This is a genomic window from Pseudomonas sp. MS15a(2019), assembly GCF_013277805.1.
GTDB lineage: Bacteria > Pseudomonadota > Gammaproteobacteria > Pseudomonadales > Pseudomonadaceae > Chryseomonas > Chryseomonas benzopyrenica.
Window position 1 is genome coordinate 694,562 of the sequence record NZ_VBTN01000003.1, and the last position, 16,038, is coordinate 710,599.

Annotated in this window: 17 protein-coding genes; 12 read left to right on the forward strand and 5 right to left on the reverse strand. The window is 65.3% G+C overall.

Annotation, left to right across the window (positions count from 1 at the left end; translation table 11 throughout):
- Positions 1–47: 47 nt before the first annotated feature.
- The 4 genes from puuE to FEZ61_RS06750 are packed head-to-tail and all read left to right on the forward strand — an operon-like array spanning position 48 to position 2,994.
- Positions 48–956, forward strand: a complete 909-nt coding sequence (gene puuE, locus FEZ61_RS06735) for an allantoinase PuuE (RefSeq protein WP_017641444.1) — start codon at positions 48–50, stop codon at positions 954–956.
- Positions 953–1,465 (forward strand): 2-oxo-4-hydroxy-4-carboxy-5-ureidoimidazoline decarboxylase, encoded by a 513-nt coding sequence (gene uraD, locus FEZ61_RS06740; protein WP_017641445.1) that lies wholly within the window; start codon positions 953–955, stop codon positions 1,463–1,465. Before puuE ends, uraD begins: the two co-directional genes overlap by 4 nt.
- A 24-nt stretch (positions 1,466–1,489) precedes the next feature.
- Positions 1,490–2,497 (forward strand): allantoicase, encoded by a 1,008-nt coding sequence (gene alc, locus FEZ61_RS06745; RefSeq protein ID WP_173147923.1) that lies wholly within the window; start codon positions 1,490–1,492, stop codon positions 2,495–2,497.
- Positions 2,494–2,994: an ureidoglycolate lyase gene (locus FEZ61_RS06750; RefSeq protein ID WP_173147925.1), complete on the forward strand. Its 501-nt coding sequence runs from the start codon at positions 2,494–2,496 to the stop codon at positions 2,992–2,994. Before alc ends, FEZ61_RS06750 begins: the two co-directional genes overlap by 4 nt.
- Here the strand turns inward: FEZ61_RS06750 and rarD are convergent.
- The 3 genes from rarD to FEZ61_RS06765 form a co-directional block, all read right to left on the reverse strand.
- Complete coding sequence (rarD, locus tag FEZ61_RS06755; RefSeq protein ID WP_173147927.1) at positions 2,991–3,899, reverse strand: EamA family transporter RarD; 909 nt, start codon at positions 3,897–3,899, stop codon at positions 2,991–2,993. The genes FEZ61_RS06750 and rarD overlap by 4 nt on opposite strands.
- Entirely contained in the window at positions 3,896–4,747 is an 852-nt protein-coding gene (locus tag FEZ61_RS06760) for an EamA family transporter (RefSeq protein ID WP_017641449.1), read from the reverse strand. Before FEZ61_RS06760 ends, rarD begins: the two co-directional genes overlap by 4 nt.
- A gap of 74 nt (positions 4,748–4,821) precedes the next feature.
- Entirely contained in the window at positions 4,822–5,412 is a 591-nt protein-coding gene (locus tag FEZ61_RS06765; RefSeq protein ID WP_017641450.1) for a DUF3060 domain-containing protein, read from the reverse strand.
- A gap of 172 nt (positions 5,413–5,584) precedes the next feature.
- On the opposite strand from FEZ61_RS06765, the gene FEZ61_RS06770 reads away from it, so the two are divergent.
- From FEZ61_RS06770 to FEZ61_RS06780, 3 genes are all read left to right on the forward strand, one after another.
- Entirely contained in the window at positions 5,585–6,475 is an 891-nt protein-coding gene (locus tag FEZ61_RS06770; RefSeq protein WP_017641451.1) for a LysR family transcriptional regulator, read from the forward strand.
- A 65-nt stretch (positions 6,476–6,540) separates the two neighbouring features.
- The gene (locus FEZ61_RS06775) at positions 6,541–7,092 is read left to right on the forward strand and encodes a peptidylprolyl isomerase (protein ID WP_017641452.1); all 552 of its coding nucleotides are present in this window, start codon (positions 6,541–6,543) and stop codon (positions 7,090–7,092) included.
- Positions 7,093–7,196: 104 nt separating this feature from the next.
- Complete coding sequence (locus FEZ61_RS06780) at positions 7,197–9,068, forward strand: ABC transporter ATP-binding protein (protein ID WP_017641453.1); 1,872 nt, start codon at positions 7,197–7,199, stop codon at positions 9,066–9,068.
- Here the strand turns inward: FEZ61_RS06780 and FEZ61_RS06785 are convergent.
- Positions 9,023–9,640: a hypothetical protein gene (locus FEZ61_RS06785; RefSeq protein WP_173147929.1), complete on the reverse strand. Its 618-nt coding sequence runs from the start codon at positions 9,638–9,640 to the stop codon at positions 9,023–9,025. The two genes, FEZ61_RS06780 and FEZ61_RS06785, sit on opposite strands and share 46 nt — an antisense overlap.
- Positions 9,641–9,754: 114 nt before the next feature.
- Between FEZ61_RS06785 and FEZ61_RS06790 the strand changes: the two genes are divergently transcribed.
- The 3 genes from FEZ61_RS06790 to FEZ61_RS06800 all read left to right on the forward strand — a co-directional run bounded on the left by FEZ61_RS06790 (position 9,755) and on the right by FEZ61_RS06800 (position 12,166).
- Positions 9,755–10,012, forward strand: coding sequence for a hypothetical protein (locus tag FEZ61_RS06790; RefSeq protein WP_173147931.1), 258 nt, complete (start codon positions 9,755–9,757; stop codon positions 10,010–10,012).
- 106 nt (positions 10,013–10,118) lie between these two features.
- Complete coding sequence (gene queD, locus FEZ61_RS06795) at positions 10,119–10,475, forward strand: 6-carboxytetrahydropterin synthase QueD (RefSeq protein ID WP_017641456.1); 357 nt, start codon at positions 10,119–10,121, stop codon at positions 10,473–10,475.
- A 224-nt stretch (positions 10,476–10,699) separates the two neighbouring features.
- Positions 10,700–12,166, forward strand: a complete 1,467-nt coding sequence (locus FEZ61_RS06800; protein WP_173147933.1) for an inorganic phosphate transporter — start codon at positions 10,700–10,702, stop codon at positions 12,164–12,166.
- A gap of 425 nt (positions 12,167–12,591) precedes the next feature.
- Here FEZ61_RS06800 and FEZ61_RS06805 read toward each other — a convergent pair whose 3' ends face one another.
- Positions 12,592–12,801, reverse strand: coding sequence for a hypothetical protein (locus tag FEZ61_RS06805; RefSeq protein WP_007158876.1), 210 nt, complete (start codon positions 12,799–12,801; stop codon positions 12,592–12,594).
- A 423-nt stretch (positions 12,802–13,224) separates the two neighbouring features.
- Here FEZ61_RS06805 and FEZ61_RS06810 point away from each other — a divergent pair, with 423 nt between their 5' ends.
- Both FEZ61_RS06810 and FEZ61_RS06815 read left to right on the forward strand, forming a co-directional pair.
- Positions 13,225–15,456, forward strand: a complete 2,232-nt coding sequence (locus FEZ61_RS06810) for an NADP-dependent isocitrate dehydrogenase (protein WP_173147935.1) — start codon at positions 13,225–13,227, stop codon at positions 15,454–15,456.
- A 129-nt stretch (positions 15,457–15,585) separates the two neighbouring features.
- Positions 15,586–16,038: an NUDIX hydrolase gene (locus tag FEZ61_RS06815; protein WP_017641459.1), complete on the forward strand. Its 453-nt coding sequence runs from the start codon at positions 15,586–15,588 to the stop codon at positions 16,036–16,038.

Consider the following 16,038-nt stretch of genomic DNA (forward strand, 5'->3'; position numbering starts at 1 on the left):
TCCAAACATTGTATACAAAACATCTCGACTGCCAGGATGCCCCTTCCATGACCTATCCCCGCGATCTGATCGGCTATGGCGCTCAGCCGCCCCACCCCCGCTGGCCGGGTGATGCCCGCATCGCCCTGTCCTTCGTGCTGAACTACGAAGAGGGCGGCGAACGCAACATCCTGCACGGCGACAAGGAGTCCGAGGCCTTCCTGTCCGAGATGGTCGCCGCGCAGCCCCTGCAAGGGGTGCGCAACATGTCGATGGAGTCCCTCTACGAATACGGCAGCCGCGCCGGCGTCTGGCGCATCCTGGAGCTGTTCGCCAAACACCAGGTGCCGCTGACCGTCTTTGCCGTGGCCATGGCCGCCGAGCGCCACCCCGAGGTCATCCGCGCCATGGTCCAGGCCGGCCACGAGATCTGCAGCCACGGCTATCGCTGGATCGACTACCAGTACCTGGACGAAGCCGAGGAGCGCGCCCATCTGCAGCGCGCCATCGAGATCCTCACCGAGCTGACCGGTGAACGCCCGCTGGGCTGGTACACCGGGCGTACCGGGCCCAACACTCGGCGCCTGGTGATGGAGGAAGGCGGCTTTCTCTACGACAGCGACACCTACGATGACGACCTGCCCTACTGGGAACCCAATAACCCGACCGGCAAGCCGCACCTGGTGATCCCCTACACCCTGGACACCAACGACATGAGATTCACCCAGGTCCAGGGCTTCCACACTGCCGAGCAATTCTTCCAATACCTCAAGGACGCCTTCGACACCCTCTACGAAGAAGGTGCCACCGCGCCCAAGATGCTCTCCATCGGCCTGCACTGCCGCCTGATCGGCCGCCCCGGTCGCCTGGTGGGCCTCAAGCGTTTCCTGGAGTACGCCCTGAGCCACGAACGGGTCTGGTTCGCCCGCCGGGTGGACATTGCTCGCCACTGGCACCTTGAGCATCCGCCGGCATGAGCGCCTTCCAGACCGTCACGCCCAGCCAGCTGGATCGCGCCGCCTTCGTCGCGGCCTTCGGCGGCATCTACGAACACTCCGCCTGGGTCGCCGAGCGTGCCTTCGACGAGGGCCAGCCGCTGCCGGATAGCGTCGACACCCTGCATCAGCGTCTCGCCGCGCAGGTCGCCCGGGCCAGCCAGGCCGAGCAATTGGCGTTGATCCAGGCGCACCCGGACCTTGCCGGACGCGCGGCCTTGGCTGGCGAGCTGACCGCCGCCAGCAGTGGCGAACAGGCCGGTGCCGGCCTCGATCAATGCACCCCGGACGAGCTGGCCCGCTTCACCCGCCACAACGAGGCCTACCGCGCCAAATTCGGCTTCCCCTTCATCATGGCGGTGAAGGGCAGCAACCGGCACCTGATCCTTGCGGCCTTCGAGGAGCGCCTGCCCAACACCCCAGAGCAGGAATTCCAGCGCGCCCTGGCCGAGATCGACCGCATCGCCCTCTTCCGCTTGCAGACCCTCTGACCCCTTCCGCACAAGAGTCCGCCCATGAAACGCACCTACGCCGCGCCCTTCGAAAAGTACCTCAACCTCGCCGATGCCCGCCTCGGCACCCGCGTCATCAGCGTCACCGACGACTGGTTCGCCGCCGCCGACCGCATGCTCCAGCCCCATGAGCCGGAGTGGAAGGAAGGCGTCTATGACGACAATGGCAAGTGGATGGACGGCTGGGAATCGCGGCGCAAGAGGTTCGAAGGCTACGACCATGCGGTGATCCGCCTGGGCGTACCGGGCTCGATCAAGGGCGTCGACATCGACACCCGCTGGTTCACCGGCAACTACCCGCCCTCCGCCTCCCTGGAAGCCTGCTTCTGTGCCGAGGGCGATCCGGCCGAAGACGCTGCCTGGACCGAAGTGCTGCCGGCCATCGAGATGCAGGGCAATAGCCACCACTACCATGCCATCGCCGATGACCGCCCCTGGACCCACCTGCGGCTGAACATCTATCCCGATGGCGGCGTGGCCCGCCTGCGGGTCTACGGCATTCCCCATCGCGACTGGTCGACCCAGGCCGAAGACGAGGTGCTGGACCTAGCCGCCGCCCTCAACGGCGGACGCGCCCTGGCCTGCAACGATGAGCACTACGGCCGCATGAGCAACATCCTCAATCCGGGTCGCGCCGACAGCATGGCCGACGGCTGGGAAACCGCGCGCCGCCGCACGCCTGGCAACGACTGGGTGATCATCGCCCTGGGCCATGCCGGCATCGTGGAGGAAATCCTGGTGGACACCCTGTACTTCAAGGGCAACTATCCGGACAGCTGCCAGATCCAGGGCGCCTATGTGCGCGGCGGTACCGACGGCCAGATCGAGACCCAGAGCCTGTTCTGGAAGGAGCTGCTGCCGCCGCAAAAGCTGCAGATGCACCAGGAGCACAGCTTCCGCGAGCAGGTGCGCGACCTCGGCCCCATCACCCACGTGCGCCTGAACATCTTCCCCGACGGCGGTGTCAGCCGCCTGCGGCTATTCGGCAAGGTCGCCCGGGGCCAGGCATGAGCCGGCCACTGCGCATCGAGCCGCTGACCGCCGAGGGCTTCACGCCCTTCGGCGAGGTCATCGAGACGGCGGGCCGGGACTGGTTTCCCATCAACAATGGCTCGACCCAGAGATACCACGCCCTGGCGCGGATCGAGACAGGGCCGGCGGACGGCGCGGCGATCATCAGCATCTTTCGCGCCCGGCGCCTGGACTATCCGCTGACCATCACCATGCTCGAACGCCATCCCCACGGCAGCCAGGCCTTCGTCCCGCTACGCGGCGAACCCTTTCTGGTGGTGGTGGCACCGCCCGCGGCGCAGCCGGATGCCGGCGCCATCCGCGCCTTTCGCACCGATGGCCGCCAGGGCATCAACTACCACGCCGGGGTCTGGCACCACCCGGTGCTGGCCCTGCGCGACGAGGACGAATTCCTCATCGTCGATCGCGCCGGCACCCTGCCCAACTGCGACGAGTTCTTTTTCGCCGCAGGTGAATGCCCGACCCTGGTGCTCTAGGGCGCAGCCGGTGCGCGCCTGAGTTGCTTGCGCAGCAGGCGCGCACTGTCCAGGCAGACCCAGGCCACCGCCAGCCAGATGGGACCATAGGTCCAGATGGCGCCCTCCGGCAGCTGTTCGCCCAGCACATAGAGGGCGACGAAGACCAGCAGCGCCGGCTCCACATAGCTGAGGATGCCGAACAGACTCAGCGGCAGCATGCGACTCGACGCCAGCATGGCGGCGAAGGCGATGGCACTGAGCAGACCCAGCCCCGCCAGCAGCGCCCACAGCCAGGGTGTCTGCTGCAGGATCAGGCTGGGCGAAAACCAGTGCAAGGCAAGCAGCGCGAAGGGCAGCAGGCAGCACATCTCCAGGACGAAGCCGGACAGCGCATCCACCGCCATCCAGCGGCGCAGGACGAAATACGGCGGATAGCCCAGCACCGGCAGCAGGCTGACCCAGGACAGCGCTCCGGTCACCCAGACCTCGTTGATCACCCCCAGCAGCGCACAGCCCACCGCCAGGCGCTGCAGCGGTCGCAGGCGCTCGCCATAGACCAGCCGCCCGGTCAGCACGATGGCCAGGGGCAGCAGGAAATAGCCCAGCGACATCGCCATGGCCTCGCCATTCATGGTCGCCCAGACGAACACCCACCACTGGATGCCCATCAGCAGCGCCGCCGCCGGGATGGCCAGACACAGCCGGGGCTCGCGCACCAGCCGCTTGAGCGTGGCCAGCAAGGCCTTGCCCTCACGCAGGACCACCACCAGCAGGAGCACCATCGGCAGCGACCAGACCACCCGCAGGGCCACCACCTGCAGGCCGTCCAGCGGCGCCAGCCAGACGAAGTACACCGGCATCAGCGCGAACAGCACCGACGACAGCACCGAAAGGCCCAGGCCCTTGCCGGACAGCACGTTCATGACTGACGCCCCTGACGGTTGATGAACAGCGACAGCAGGATGATGCCGCCGCCCAGCAACAGCCTAGGCAGATCGGCTGGGTGCTGCCAGATCAGCAGGCTGACCAGCAGACCCGCCGGCACGTGGGCCTCGTTCATGATCGCCAGGGTGCCGCCATTGACCCGCAGCGAGCCCAGCGTCCACCAGTAGAGACCGAGCGCCGTGGCGAAGACGCCCATCCACACCAGCACGCCCCATTGCAGGCCCGTGCTGGGCAGCCGCGCCGGATTGCCGAACAACAGAAAGGACAGCGCCGCCACCAGCAGGGCGCCGAGAAAGAACAGCCCGAAGTAGCGATGCAGCGCACCCTGCCCGGCATAGGCGTGCCCCAGGTGCTTGCACAGCACCTGGCCGGCGGCGAAGGTCAGGTTGGCCACTTGCAGCAAGAGAAAGCCCAGCAGGTAGTCACCGGTCAGCGGCTGGAAGCGGATCAGCGCCGCGCCCCCAACCGCCACCACGGCGGCCAGCAGCGACCAGAGGCGGAAGCGGCGCTGCCAGGCATCGTCGAGCAGGGTCACATAGATCGGCGTGAGCACGGTGAACAGCAGCACCTCCGGCACCGTCAGCACGGCGAAGCTGCGATACAGGCACAGATAGGTGATGCCGAATTGCAGGGCGCCTGCCGCCATCAGCCCCAGGGCGAAGCGCCCCGGCACTCCGCGCCAGCGGGTGAAGGGCAGGAACAGCACGAAGGCGATGGCCACGCGGACCAGCACGGCGAAATCGCTGTCGACCCGACCGGCGAGGTACTCGCCGATCAGGCTGAAGGAAAACGCCCAGATAAGGGTGACGAGCAGAAGGTAGGGCATGGCGGCGACGCACGAAAAAGGTGCGCGACCTTAACGCGCCCGTTGCCGGAGGGAAACCCCCGGCTTATCGCAGTCTAGCGGGTGGCGTTCAGGCCCGAGGGTTCGGCACCGGTAAGCGCCGCCACCGACTGATTGGCCTGCAGCACGTTATCGGCGCCCGAGACCAGGGTCTTGGGCTCGGCCACGCCGGCCGCGCGAGACCAGTAGACCTGCTGATTGGAACCGCCCACGGCGATGTCGGCCTGGCTAAGCAGGGTCAGCCGTGCCTTGGCGCCGTAGCCATAGGCATCGACCTTGGCGATGCCGTCGCTGCCGCGTACCTTGGCCTGCACCTGCTGATAGCCACCGCCGATGCTCAGACTGGCCACCGCGCCCCTGACCGTGGTGACGCTGCCCAGGCCATGGATGTTCAGCACCTGGGCGCCGTCGAGCACCAGCCGATGATGACTGCCGTAGACGGTCACGGTGCCGCACTGACCTTTCAACGTCAGGGTATTGCCCTCGCCGGACAGGGACACGTCTCGCCCCTCGCAGTCGAGGGTCCGGCTGATGTTCATGCCGTCGATATCGATGGACTCGACGGCCGCCGCGGCGGATTCCTCGGCCTGGACCAGCAGCGGCGCGATGACCAGACAACAACCCAGCAACGCCTTGAATGACGACATGGAGACTCCTTGTCTTGCCTAGAGGGGGACACTCATCGGCTGGCTTGGAGGGCAGCGCCGACGGGACATTTGACCCGGCGTCCGACATTTTTTCAGGCCGTGATGGCCGCCGCGTTTTCCCATCACCCCCGCAGGCACTAACATGCGCCCTTTCGTGGCCCCAGAGCGCTCGATGAAGACTCCTCGCGTTTCCCTCGATCAGTGGCGGACCCTGCAGGCTGTGGTGGATCACGGCGGCTATGCCCAGGCCGCCGAGGTGCTGCATCGCTCCCAGTCGTCGGTCAGCTATACCGTCGCCCGCATGCAGGAGCAGCTCGGCGTGCCGCTGCTGCGCCTGGAGGGCCGCCGCGCCGTGCTGACCGATGCCGGCGCCGTGCTCTTGCGCCGTTCGCGGCGCCTGGTACAGCAGGCCAGCCAGTTGGAGGAACTGGCCTATCACATGGAGCAGGGCTGGGAGTCCGAGGTGCGGCTGGTGGTGGATGCCGCCTATCCCACTCGCCCCCTGCTGCTGTGCCTGCGCGAATTCATGCCGCAGAGTCGTGGCTGCCGGGTACGGCTGCGCGAAGAGGTCCTGTCCGGGGTGGAGGAGGCCCTGCTCGACGGCTCGGCGGACCTGGCGATCACCGGCCTGGTGATCGCGGCCCACCTGGGCGCCTCCCTGGGCAATGTCGAGTTCGTCGCTGTCGCCCATCCCGAGCATCCGCTGCATCAATTGCAGCGCACCCTGGTGACCGCCGATCTGGAAGAGCAGCTGCAGATCGTCATCCGCGACAGTGGCCGCGCCCAGCCGCGGGATGCCGGCTGGCTGGCCGCCGAACAGCGCTGGACGGTAGGCAGCATCAGTACCGCCGCCACCTTCCTGCGTGACGGCCTGGGCTTCGCCTGGCTGCCCCGGGACGCCATCCAGACCGATCTCGACGCTGGCCTGCTCAAGCCGCTGGCGCTGGAACAGGGCGCCCAGCGCTTCCATCCCTTCCAGCTCTACAAGACGCGCCAGCACGAGCTGGGCCCAGCCTCGCAGATCCTCATGAACCTGTTGCGCAAACATGCCCTGCCACGCTGACCGTGGCGGGGTGCCAGCCGGGTTGCTATCGTTCGCCAGTCGTCTCCGCCACTCAAGGATCCATCATGTTCAAAGCCCTGCTTGCCGCCTGCGCCCTGTTCGTCGCCTCCACCGCCTGGGCCGCGGACAATCCGCACGTGCTCATCAGCACCAACAAGGGTGACATCGAGGTCGAACTGGATGCGGCCAAGGCGCCGGTCAGCACCGAGAACTTCCTGGGCTATGTCGACAGCGGCTTCTACAAGGGCACCCTGTTCCACCGCGTCATCCCCGGCTTCATGATCCAGGGCGGCGGCTACACCCGCGACATGCAGGAGAAGCGCACCAAGGCCCCGATCAAGAACGAAGCCGACAACGGCCTGAAGAATCTGCGCGGCACCCTGGCCATGGCGCGCACCTCGGACGTCAACTCCGCCACCAGTCAATTCTTCATCAACGTCGAGAACAATGCCTTCCTCGACCACGGTTCGCGCGACTTCGGCTACGCCGTATTCGGCAAGGTCGTGCGCGGCATGGAAGTCGTCGACCAGATCGCCGGCGTCCAGACCACCCGCCAGGGCATGCTGCGCGACATTCCCCGTGAACCGGTCATGATTCTCGCTGCCAAACGGCTGTAAGCCGACCCGTCCGGCTGGATGCCGCGCGTCGGTCATCCAGTCCCAACGGCGAGGTCCCCCTTCCGGCGACGCGATACGCTGTCTCCTCTCTACAAGGACCCCGCATGATCTTTCGCCGCTTCGAACGCATCATCGATGCGTTCCGGGAAGCCCCCGATGAAATGCCGCCCACTGGGGTCGGCGCCTTCTATCTCCACTTCCTCAAGCAAGCCTGGCCGGCCTTCGCCCTGCTGTTGGTGGTTGGCCTGATCGGCGCCCTCATCGAGGTCGCCCTCTTCAATTTCATCGGCCAACTGGTCGACCTGGCGGGCAGCGCGCCCAACAGCACGGTGTTCTTCCAGGAGCACGGCGGCACCCTGATCTGGATGGCGGTGGTCACCCTGGTCATCCGCCCCTTGTTCATCAGCCTGCACGATCTGCTGGTGCATCAGACCATCACCCCCAGCCTCACCACCCTGATCCGCTGGCAGAACCATCGCTACGTGCTCAAGCAGAGCCTGGGCTTCTTCCACAGCGACTTCGCCGGGCGCATCTCCAACCGCATCATGCAGACCGGCGTCTCCCTGCGCGATTCGGCGGTGCAGGCAGTGGACGCCATCTGGCACGTGCTGATCTTCGCCGTCACCTCGCTGATCCTGTTCGCCCAGGCCGACGTCTGGCTGATGGTCCCGCTGGTCCTCTGGATCATCGGCTACGTCATCGCCCTCTGGTATTTCGTGCCCCAGACCAAGGAGCGCTCGGCCATCGCCTCGGAATCCCGCTCGCAGCTTTCCGGGCGCATCGTCGACGGCTACACCAACATCTCCACCCTCAAGCTCTTTTCCCACTCGGCCCAGGAGGAGCAATACGCCCGCCAGGCCATGGAAGAGCAGACCGAGAAAGCCGAGAGCGCCGCCCGCCTGATCACCGCCATGGGCGTGACCATCGCCATCCTCAGCGGCTTCCTCATTGCTGGCACCACGGGCCTGGCCCTCTGGCTCTGGCACCAGGGCGTCATCAGCGTCGGCGCCATCGCTCTGGCCACCGGCCTGGTGATCCGCATCAACAGCATGTCCGGCTGGATCATGTGGGTGGTCAACGGCATCTTCGAGAACATCGGCATGGTGCAGGACGGCATGAGCACCATCGCCAAGCCGCGCCAGGTCGGCGACGCCCCGGACGCCAAGCCGCTGCAGGTGACCCGTGGCGCGGTGCTGTTCGAGGACATCGCCTTCCACTACGGCAAGGGCGCCGGCATCATCGAAGGCCTGACCCTGGACGTGGCCCCGGGCGAGAAGATTGGCCTGGTCGGCCCCTCGGGCGCCGGCAAGTCCACGCTGATCAACGTGCTGCTGCGCCTCTATGACCTGGAAGGCGGTCGCATCCTGGTCGACGGCCAGGACATCGCCCATGTCACCCAGGAAAGCCTGAGATGCCAGATCGGCGTGGTCACCCAGGACACCTCGCTGCTGCACCGTTCGATCCGCGAGAACCTGCTCTATGGCCGTCCCGAGGCCACTGATGAAGAACTGCACGCCGCTCTGCGCAAGGCCAAGGCCGACGACTTCATCGCCCGTATCACCGACGCCCATGGTCGTACCGGGCTGGATGCGCAGGTGGGTGAACGCGGCGTCAAGCTTTCCGGCGGTCAGCGCCAGCGCATCGCCATCGCCCGCACCCTGCTCAAGGACGCGCCCATCCTGCTGCTGGACGAAGCCACCTCCGCCCTCGACTCCGAGGTGGAGGCCGCGATCCAGGAGAGTCTGGAAACCTTGATGGAAGGCAAAACGGTGATCGCCATCGCCCACCGGCTGTCGACCATCTCGCGCATGGACCGCCTGGTGGTCATGGAACGTGGCCAGATCGTCGAGATGGGTTCCCACGACGAACTGATCGCCTACAACGGCCTCTATGCCCGCCTATGGCGTCACCAGACCGGCGGTTTCGTCGGTCACGGCGTGCCGGGCAGGCAACGGGTACGCAGCAGCTCCAGTTGACGTTCCTGGTCCAGGCCCGGGTAGAAGCCTTCGATCTTCTGCAGGCCACCCAGCCAGCTGCGCCGCTCCACCACGCACTCGAACACCGGGCAGGCCGCCTGCCCGGTACCGCCGCAGTCGCGGTAGTAGGTCAGTCGCTGGCTCTTTTGCGCCGTGCCTTGGAAGGGACCGGGGCGATCCTGCAGGACATAGAAGTCGATCTCCGCCGCGCCGCGATGATTCTCCCACTGGAACGCCAGGGTGCTGGGATAGAAAAGCACCAGCAGGCCCGCCAGCAGCACCCAGAGAATGCCCGCCGTCACCGGCAGGGGTAGCCGCGAACGAAAGCGGCGCCCAGCCCGGATGATCAGCGCCGTCACCACGGTGACCAGCGCCAGAGCGATGCACAGGGACGGCAGGCCGGTGATGACCTGACCGGCCACGCCGATGTCCAGCCCGCTGGGCGACGGTACCGTTCGATAGCCGATCTCCAACCGCTCCCAGCCCACTCGATTGCCGATCAGGCCGGCGAGACCAAAGGCGGCGGCCAGGCCGACCAGAGCCCAGAAGGTACGAGGATTGCTGCTGCGCATGGGGAATCGTCCAGACAAAGACCGGGAGACTGCCTAAGCCCGCCGGTGAAGGCAAATCCGAATTTCTCCTGACCCTGGCCCTCTATTGAAAGCCACTTGCCGAGGAGTCCGCCCATGTCCATCGATCTCGCCCGTGCCGTCCACATCGTCGAAAAGGCCTTTCTGCCCCTGCGCGGCGACGCCCGCGAAGATCCCAGCGACGCCAGCTTTTCCCTTGAGGTGACCAACGGCGCCCGGGTACTGGCCTCGATCGCCCATGTCGCGCGCAGTCAATACAGCCATGCCGGCCACCTCGCCGCCCTGATCGAGCAGACTCGCCTGGAGCTGGCACACGACGGCTACCTGCTGGAGCCCTGGTCGATGCCGGGTTAGACCGCCGCCCCTGGTCGGCGACCGCGAGGTTCGGCAAGGCGGTGTCGAGCTGATAGACTGCCGCCCCGCAGCCGCCACACCCCGTGGCCCAACGCGAGTGGTTATCGTGGAAATTTTCAAAGAATTCATTTTCGAAGCCGCGCACTTCCTGCCCAATGTTCCGGCAGGCCACAAGTGCGGACGTCTCCATGGGCATTCCTTCAAGGTAGGCCTGCACATCGAAGGTGCTGTCGATCCCCATACCGGCTGGGTCCGGGATTTCGCCGATATCAAGGCCGCCTTCAAACCCCTGTACGAGCGTCTCGACCACCATTATCTGAACGACATCCCGGGTCTCGAGAACCCTACCAGCGAAGTGCTCGCGCGCTGGATCTGGCAACAGCTCAAGCCCTTGCTCCCCGAACTCAGCCAGGTTCGCGTCCATGAGACCTGCACCTGTGGCTGCATCTACCGCGGCGACTAGGCTTGTCGGAAACGCGCCTGCGCTCGGCCATACTGCGTTGAAAATCATCCCGGAATGCTCATTTACCCCTCGTAAACTCCGCTTCCTCGCTGATTTTCGCCTTGCCTGACCTTCGCTCGGCTGCTGTTCAGACAAGCCTTAATTTTTCCCTCCCATTCAAGGTGCCGATGGCGGCAGTCATTTTTCTGCCATAATTCGCGCCTGCCAACTGTCGACGTATCCCCATGTTCGAACTTTTCAGCGGACTCCACGCCTGGGTCGCCATCAGCCTCGTCTTGGCCCTGGCCTTTGTGCTGGCCTTTGAATTCATCAACGGCTTTCACGACACCGCCAACGCCGTCGCCACGGTGATCTACACCAAGGCGATGCCCCCGCACCTCGCGGTGTTCTTTTCCGGCATCTTCAACTTCCTCGGCGTGCTGCTCGGTGGCGTCGGCGTCGCCTACGCCATCGTCCACCTCTTGCCGGTGGAGCTGCTGATCAACGTCAACACCGGCCACGGCCTGGCCATGGTGTTTTCGCTGCTCGCCGCTGCCATCACCTGGAACTTGGGCACCTGGTACTTCGGTATCCCCGCCTCCAGCTCCCACACCCTGATCGGCTCCATCCTTGGCGTCGGCGTGACCAACGCCCTGTTGACCGGCATCCCGGTGAGCGAAGGGGTGAACTGGCAGAAGGCGATCGACATCGGCCTGTCGCTGATCTTCTCGCCACTGGCCGGCTTCGCCGTCGCCGGTCTGCTGCTGCTCGCGCTCAAGCGCTGGCGACCGCTGTCGAAGATGCACAAGACCCCGGAACAGCGCCGCGAACTGGATGCCAAGAAGCACCCACCCTTCTGGAATCGTCTGATGCTGGTCCTCTCGGCCATGGGCATGAGTTTCGTGCATGGATCCAACGACGGCCAGAAAGGCATCGGCCTCATCATGCTGGTGCTCATCGGTATCGTCCCGGCCAAGTTCGTGCTGGATCTGGACAGCACCACCTACCAGATCGAGCGGACCCGTGACGCCGCCATCCACCTGGGCCAGTTCTATGAGCGCCAGGGCGACAACCTCAAGGACTTCCTTGCCGAAGTACCCGGCAATCGCGACCTGCCCCAGGAATTCCGCTGCGCCCCGCACATGACCGTACCAACGCTGCAGGCGCTGCTGGCCGACCTGGAAGGCGTCACCGACTACCGTGCCATGAGCGACGACCATCGCCAGCAGGTGCGCCGCTACCTGCTATGCCTGGACGACACCGCCAAGAAGGTGAGCAAGCTGCCGGTGCTGACCGCGCGCGATCGCGACGATCTCAGCCGCCTGCGCAAGGACCTCACCAGCACCACCGAATACGCCCCCTTCTGGGTCATCATCGCCGTCGCCCTGGCCCTGGGCATCGGCACCATGGTCGGCTGGCGTCGCGTGGTGCTCACCGTGGGCGAGAAGATCGGCCGCCAGGGCATGACCTATGCCCAAGGCGTCAGCGCCCAGGTGACGGCGGTGGCGGCCATCGGCATGGCCAACGTCTTCGCCCTGCCCGTCTCCACCACCCACGTGCTGTCCTCGGGCGTGGCCGGCACCATGGTCGCCAACCGCAGCGGCCTGCAGGGCAGCACGGTGCGCAACATCCTCATGGCCTGGGTCCTGACCCTGCCGACCTCCATGGCCCTCTCCGCCGGCTTGTTCTGGCTGGCGCACCTGTTCCTGTGATCCCCATCCACCGGGCTCCGCGCGAGCGGTGCCCGGTTGGACCCCTCGTCGGGAAAGCCTGAACAGGATAGCTATTGACGAGTCTAGAGAAATGTGTCCCAGCAAAGACACCTTTCCGAGACAGCCGTACGGTGAACGTCAATGACTCCTGCGACCTACATCCTTCTTCTGATACTTGGCTGGCTAGCCCTGTCGCTGGCCATACTCTGGGCCATGCTGCGCCTGGCGCGGCGCGCCCGCCCCGTGGCGATGTCCTCGCCCAGGGTGCTGCCAAAGGCAACCCCCACCGTCCCCGTGAGTCCAGGCAAACACCTGGTCTGCTAGAGCTCTAGACGTGACGAAGCCACCTCGACACCTAGGCGGTGCGCGGGAGAAAAAGGAAGGATTCTTATTGTTTGAGAAGAAGGGATTCGAGCGAAAGCGAATCAGGTGAGCAGGGTGTTTTCCTGAGCACTGCGGCTCATCTGCTCGAGAATCTGGTCTTGCTGTTGCGGGGTCAGGGTGTCCCAGCAGTGGTGCTTGATGAACAGCCCGGCGCCAAAGGCGACGTACAGCGACAGGGCGACGATGACGAGCGTTTCCAGCCCGACGATAGCCCAGGAACGACTCTTGGACGCATTGTCCTTGGTTTTCATAACGACCTCGTGAAATTTAGAGGGGCAATAGTTTAGTCCCTTAAGCAACTTCCGTGCAGCGCCAGTCGTCGATTGGTCAAGCTCATTGACCTGACACCGCGACGAACTTGCCCAAGTTCGACGGCCCTTCCGGGTCGGCGACTTCCCCACACAGGCAAGCTGCAGTGGCACGAATGCACGCCAGGCGCCGCGCTGGTATACTCCGCCGACTGACGGGTCGCTGCAGGCCCTGCCGGTTCCGCTGGCTGTATCGGCCGATCCTGCAACTTCCGCAGCGACGCTTTGTCGCATCGCACGTCCATCGCCGCCGCGCCTGTCGCGCGGCCCGATAACGCCTTCTTGGGGCGTCTATCGACTCAAGGGTCGATCCTCGCTCGCCCGGCTTCGCGCCACAGCTGTGATAAAGAGGAGTTAAAGCAAGACATGTCCACCACGTCGAAGATCATCTACACCCTGACCGACGAAGCGCCCGCCCTGGCGACCTATTCGCTGCTCCCCATCGTCGAGGCCATCACCGCCTCCTCCGGCGTCGCCCTCGAAACCCGTGACATTTCCCTTGCCGGCCGCATCATCGCGCTCTTCCCCGAGTACCTGAAGGAAGAGCAGCGCATCTCCGACCACCTCGCCGAACTCGGCGAACTGGCCACCACTCCCGAAGCCAACATCATCAAGCTGCCCAACATCAGCGCCTCGGTGCCGCAGCTCAAAGCCGCGATCAAGGAATTGCAGGGTCAGGGTTACGCCCTGCCGGACTATCCGGACGAGCCCAAGGACGACAAGGAAAAGGACGTCAAGGCGCGCTACGACAAGGTCAAGGGCAGCGCCGTGAACCCGGTCCTGCGCGAAGGCAACTCCGACCGCCGCGCGCCGCTGTCGGTCAAGAACTACGCCCGCAAGCACCCCCATCGCATGGGCGCCTGGAGTGCCGACTCCAAGTCCCACGTCGCCCACATGGACGCCCATGACTTCTATGGCAGCGAGCGCTCGGCCACCGTCGAGAACGCCGGCAGCCTGAAGATCGAACTGATCGGCAAGGACGGCAGCAGCAAGGTCCTGAAAGAGAAGACCGCGGTCAAGGCGGGCGAGATCGTCGATGCCTCGACCATGAGCCGCAAGGCCCTGCAGAGCTTCATCGCCGCCCAGATCGAAGACGCCAAGGCCCAGGGCGTGCTGTTCTCCGTGCACTTGAAGGCCACCATGATGAAGGTCTCCGACCCCATCATGTTCGGCATCATCGTTGGCGAGTTCTACAAGGACGTGCTGGCCAAGCACGAAGCCGCCCTGAAAGAAGCCGGCTTCGATCGCAACAACGGCATCGGCGACCTCTATGCCCGTCTGTCCAGCCTGCCGGAAGCCACCCAGGCCGCCATCAAGGCCGACTTCGACGCCCAGTACGCCCAGCGCCCGGCACTGGCCATGGTCAACTCCGACAAGGGCATCACCAACCTGCATGTGCCGAGCGACGTCATCGTCGACGCCTCCATGCCGGCCATGATTCGTGACTCCGGCAAGATGTGGAACGCCGAAGGCAACCTGCAGGACACCAAGGCCATCATCCCCGACCGCTGCTATGCCGGTGTCTACCAGGTGGTGATCGAGGACTGCAAGCAGAACGGCGCCTTCAATCCCAGCACCATGGGCAGCGTACCCAACGTTGGCCTGATGGCGCAGAAGGCCGAGGAATACGGCTCCCACGACAAGACCTTCCAGATCCCCACCGACGGTACCGTGCGCGTGACCGACGACCAGGGCAAGGTGGTCTTCGAGCACTCGGTCGAGGCCGGTGACATCTGGCGCATGTGCCAGACCAAGGACGCGCCGATTCAGGACTGGGTAAAGCTGGCCGTCAACCGTGCCCGCGCCAGCGGCACTCCGGCGATCTTCTGGCTGGACCAGAACCGCGCCCACGACGCCCAGGTCATCGCCAAGGTCGAGCGCTACCTCAAGGATCACGACACCAACGGTCTGGACATCCGCGTCCTGGCGCCCGAGGAAGCCACCCGCGTGTCCCTGGAGCGCATCCGCAAGGGCGAGGACACCATCTCGGTGACCGGCAACGTCCTGCGCGACTACCTGACCGACCTCTTCCCCATCATGGAACTGGGCACCAGCGCCAAGATGCTGTCCATCGTCCCGCTGATGAACGGCGGCGGCCTGTTCGAGACCGGTGCCGGCGGCTCCGCACCCAAGCACGTCCAGCAGTTCGTGCAGGAAAACCATCTGCGCTGGGATTCCCTGGGCGAGTTCCTGGCCCTGGCCGAATCCCTCAACCACCTGGGCGAGACCACCGGTAACGCCAAGGCCAAGATCCTGGCCAAGACCCTGGACCAGGCCAACGGCCAGTTCCTCGACAGCAACAAGTCGCCGTCGCGCAAGGCCGGTGAACTGGACAACCGCGGCAGCCACTTCTACCTGGCGCTGTACTGGATCCAGGCTCTGGCCGAGCAGAGCGACGACGCCCAGCTCAAGGCCCAGTTCGAGCCGGTGGCCAAGTCGCTGACCGCCGACGAAGCCAAGGTGGTCGCCGAGTTGAACGGCGTCCAGGGCCAGGCCGTGGACATCGGTGGCTACTACCACCCCGACCAGGCCAAGACCCGCCAGGCCATGCGTCCGAGCGCCACGCTCAACGCCGCCTTGGAACAGCTCAAGGGCTGAACCTATCAGGCTGCGTCCGCAGCCTGATAGGTTGATTCAGCGAACCCCGGCCCTGGCCGGGGTTTTCTGCATTTGGGACCGACAAAACTTAAGGCGTATACTGCGCGATTACCGATAGCGGAGTCCGAGATGGATTGGCACGCCCACGTCACCGTGGCCACCGTGGTGGAAGACGCCGGTCGCTTCCTGCTGGTGGAAGAAGAGAAGCAGGGTCGCCTGGTGCTCAACCAGCCGGCCGGCCACCTGGAGCCGGGCGAGAGCCTGATCGAGGCGGCACGCCGCGAGACCCTGGAAGAAACCGCCTGGCAGGTGGAGATCCAGGGCGTGATCGGCATCGGCCTCTATGTCGCGCCGGGCAATGGCGTCACCTACTACCGCACCGCCTTCCATGCCCGCCCCCTGGCCCACGAGCCCGGGCGCGCCCTGGACGCCGACATCACCCGCGCGGTGTGGCTGACTCTCGACGAGATCCGCGCCGAACAGGCACGGCTGCGCAGCCCCCTGGTCCTGGACGCCATCGAGAAATACCTGGACGGACACCGCTACCCCCTGTCGATGATCGTAGATATGAGAGGTTTTTGA

Excerpts from the sequence above, each read along its gene's own strand:
- puuE (WP_017641444.1), top strand. The coding sequence starts at position 48 with ATGACCTATCCCCGCGATCTGATCGGCTATGGCGCTCAGCCGCCCCAC.
- uraD (WP_017641445.1), top strand. The coding sequence starts at position 953 with ATGAGCGCCTTCCAGACCGTCACGCCCAGCCAGCTGGATCGCGCCGCC.
- alc (WP_173147923.1), top strand. The coding sequence starts at position 1,490 with ATGAAACGCACCTACGCCGCGCCCTTCGAAAAGTACCTCAACCTCGCC.
- FEZ61_RS06750 (WP_173147925.1), top strand. The coding sequence starts at position 2,494 with ATGAGCCGGCCACTGCGCATCGAGCCGCTGACCGCCGAGGGCTTCACG.
- rarD (WP_173147927.1), bottom strand. The coding sequence starts at position 3,899 with ATGAACGTGCTGTCCGGCAAGGGCCTGGGCCTTTCGGTGCTGTCGTCG.
- FEZ61_RS06760 (WP_017641449.1), bottom strand. The coding sequence starts at position 4,747 with ATGCCCTACCTTCTGCTCGTCACCCTTATCTGGGCGTTTTCCTTCAGC.
- FEZ61_RS06765 (WP_017641450.1), bottom strand. The coding sequence starts at position 5,412 with ATGTCGTCATTCAAGGCGTTGCTGGGTTGTTGTCTGGTCATCGCGCCG.
- FEZ61_RS06770 (WP_017641451.1), top strand. The coding sequence starts at position 5,585 with ATGAAGACTCCTCGCGTTTCCCTCGATCAGTGGCGGACCCTGCAGGCT.
- FEZ61_RS06775 (WP_017641452.1), top strand. The coding sequence starts at position 6,541 with ATGTTCAAAGCCCTGCTTGCCGCCTGCGCCCTGTTCGTCGCCTCCACC.
- FEZ61_RS06780 (WP_017641453.1), top strand. The coding sequence starts at position 7,197 with ATGATCTTTCGCCGCTTCGAACGCATCATCGATGCGTTCCGGGAAGCC.
- FEZ61_RS06785 (WP_173147929.1), bottom strand. The coding sequence starts at position 9,640 with ATGCGCAGCAGCAATCCTCGTACCTTCTGGGCTCTGGTCGGCCTGGCC.
- FEZ61_RS06790 (WP_173147931.1), top strand. The coding sequence starts at position 9,755 with ATGTCCATCGATCTCGCCCGTGCCGTCCACATCGTCGAAAAGGCCTTT.
- FEZ61_RS06800 (WP_173147933.1), top strand. The coding sequence starts at position 10,700 with ATGTTCGAACTTTTCAGCGGACTCCACGCCTGGGTCGCCATCAGCCTC.
- FEZ61_RS06805 (WP_007158876.1), bottom strand. The coding sequence starts at position 12,801 with ATGAAAACCAAGGACAATGCGTCCAAGAGTCGTTCCTGGGCTATCGTC.
- FEZ61_RS06810 (WP_173147935.1), top strand. The coding sequence starts at position 13,225 with ATGTCCACCACGTCGAAGATCATCTACACCCTGACCGACGAAGCGCCC.
- FEZ61_RS06815 (WP_017641459.1), top strand. The coding sequence starts at position 15,586 with ATGGATTGGCACGCCCACGTCACCGTGGCCACCGTGGTGGAAGACGCC.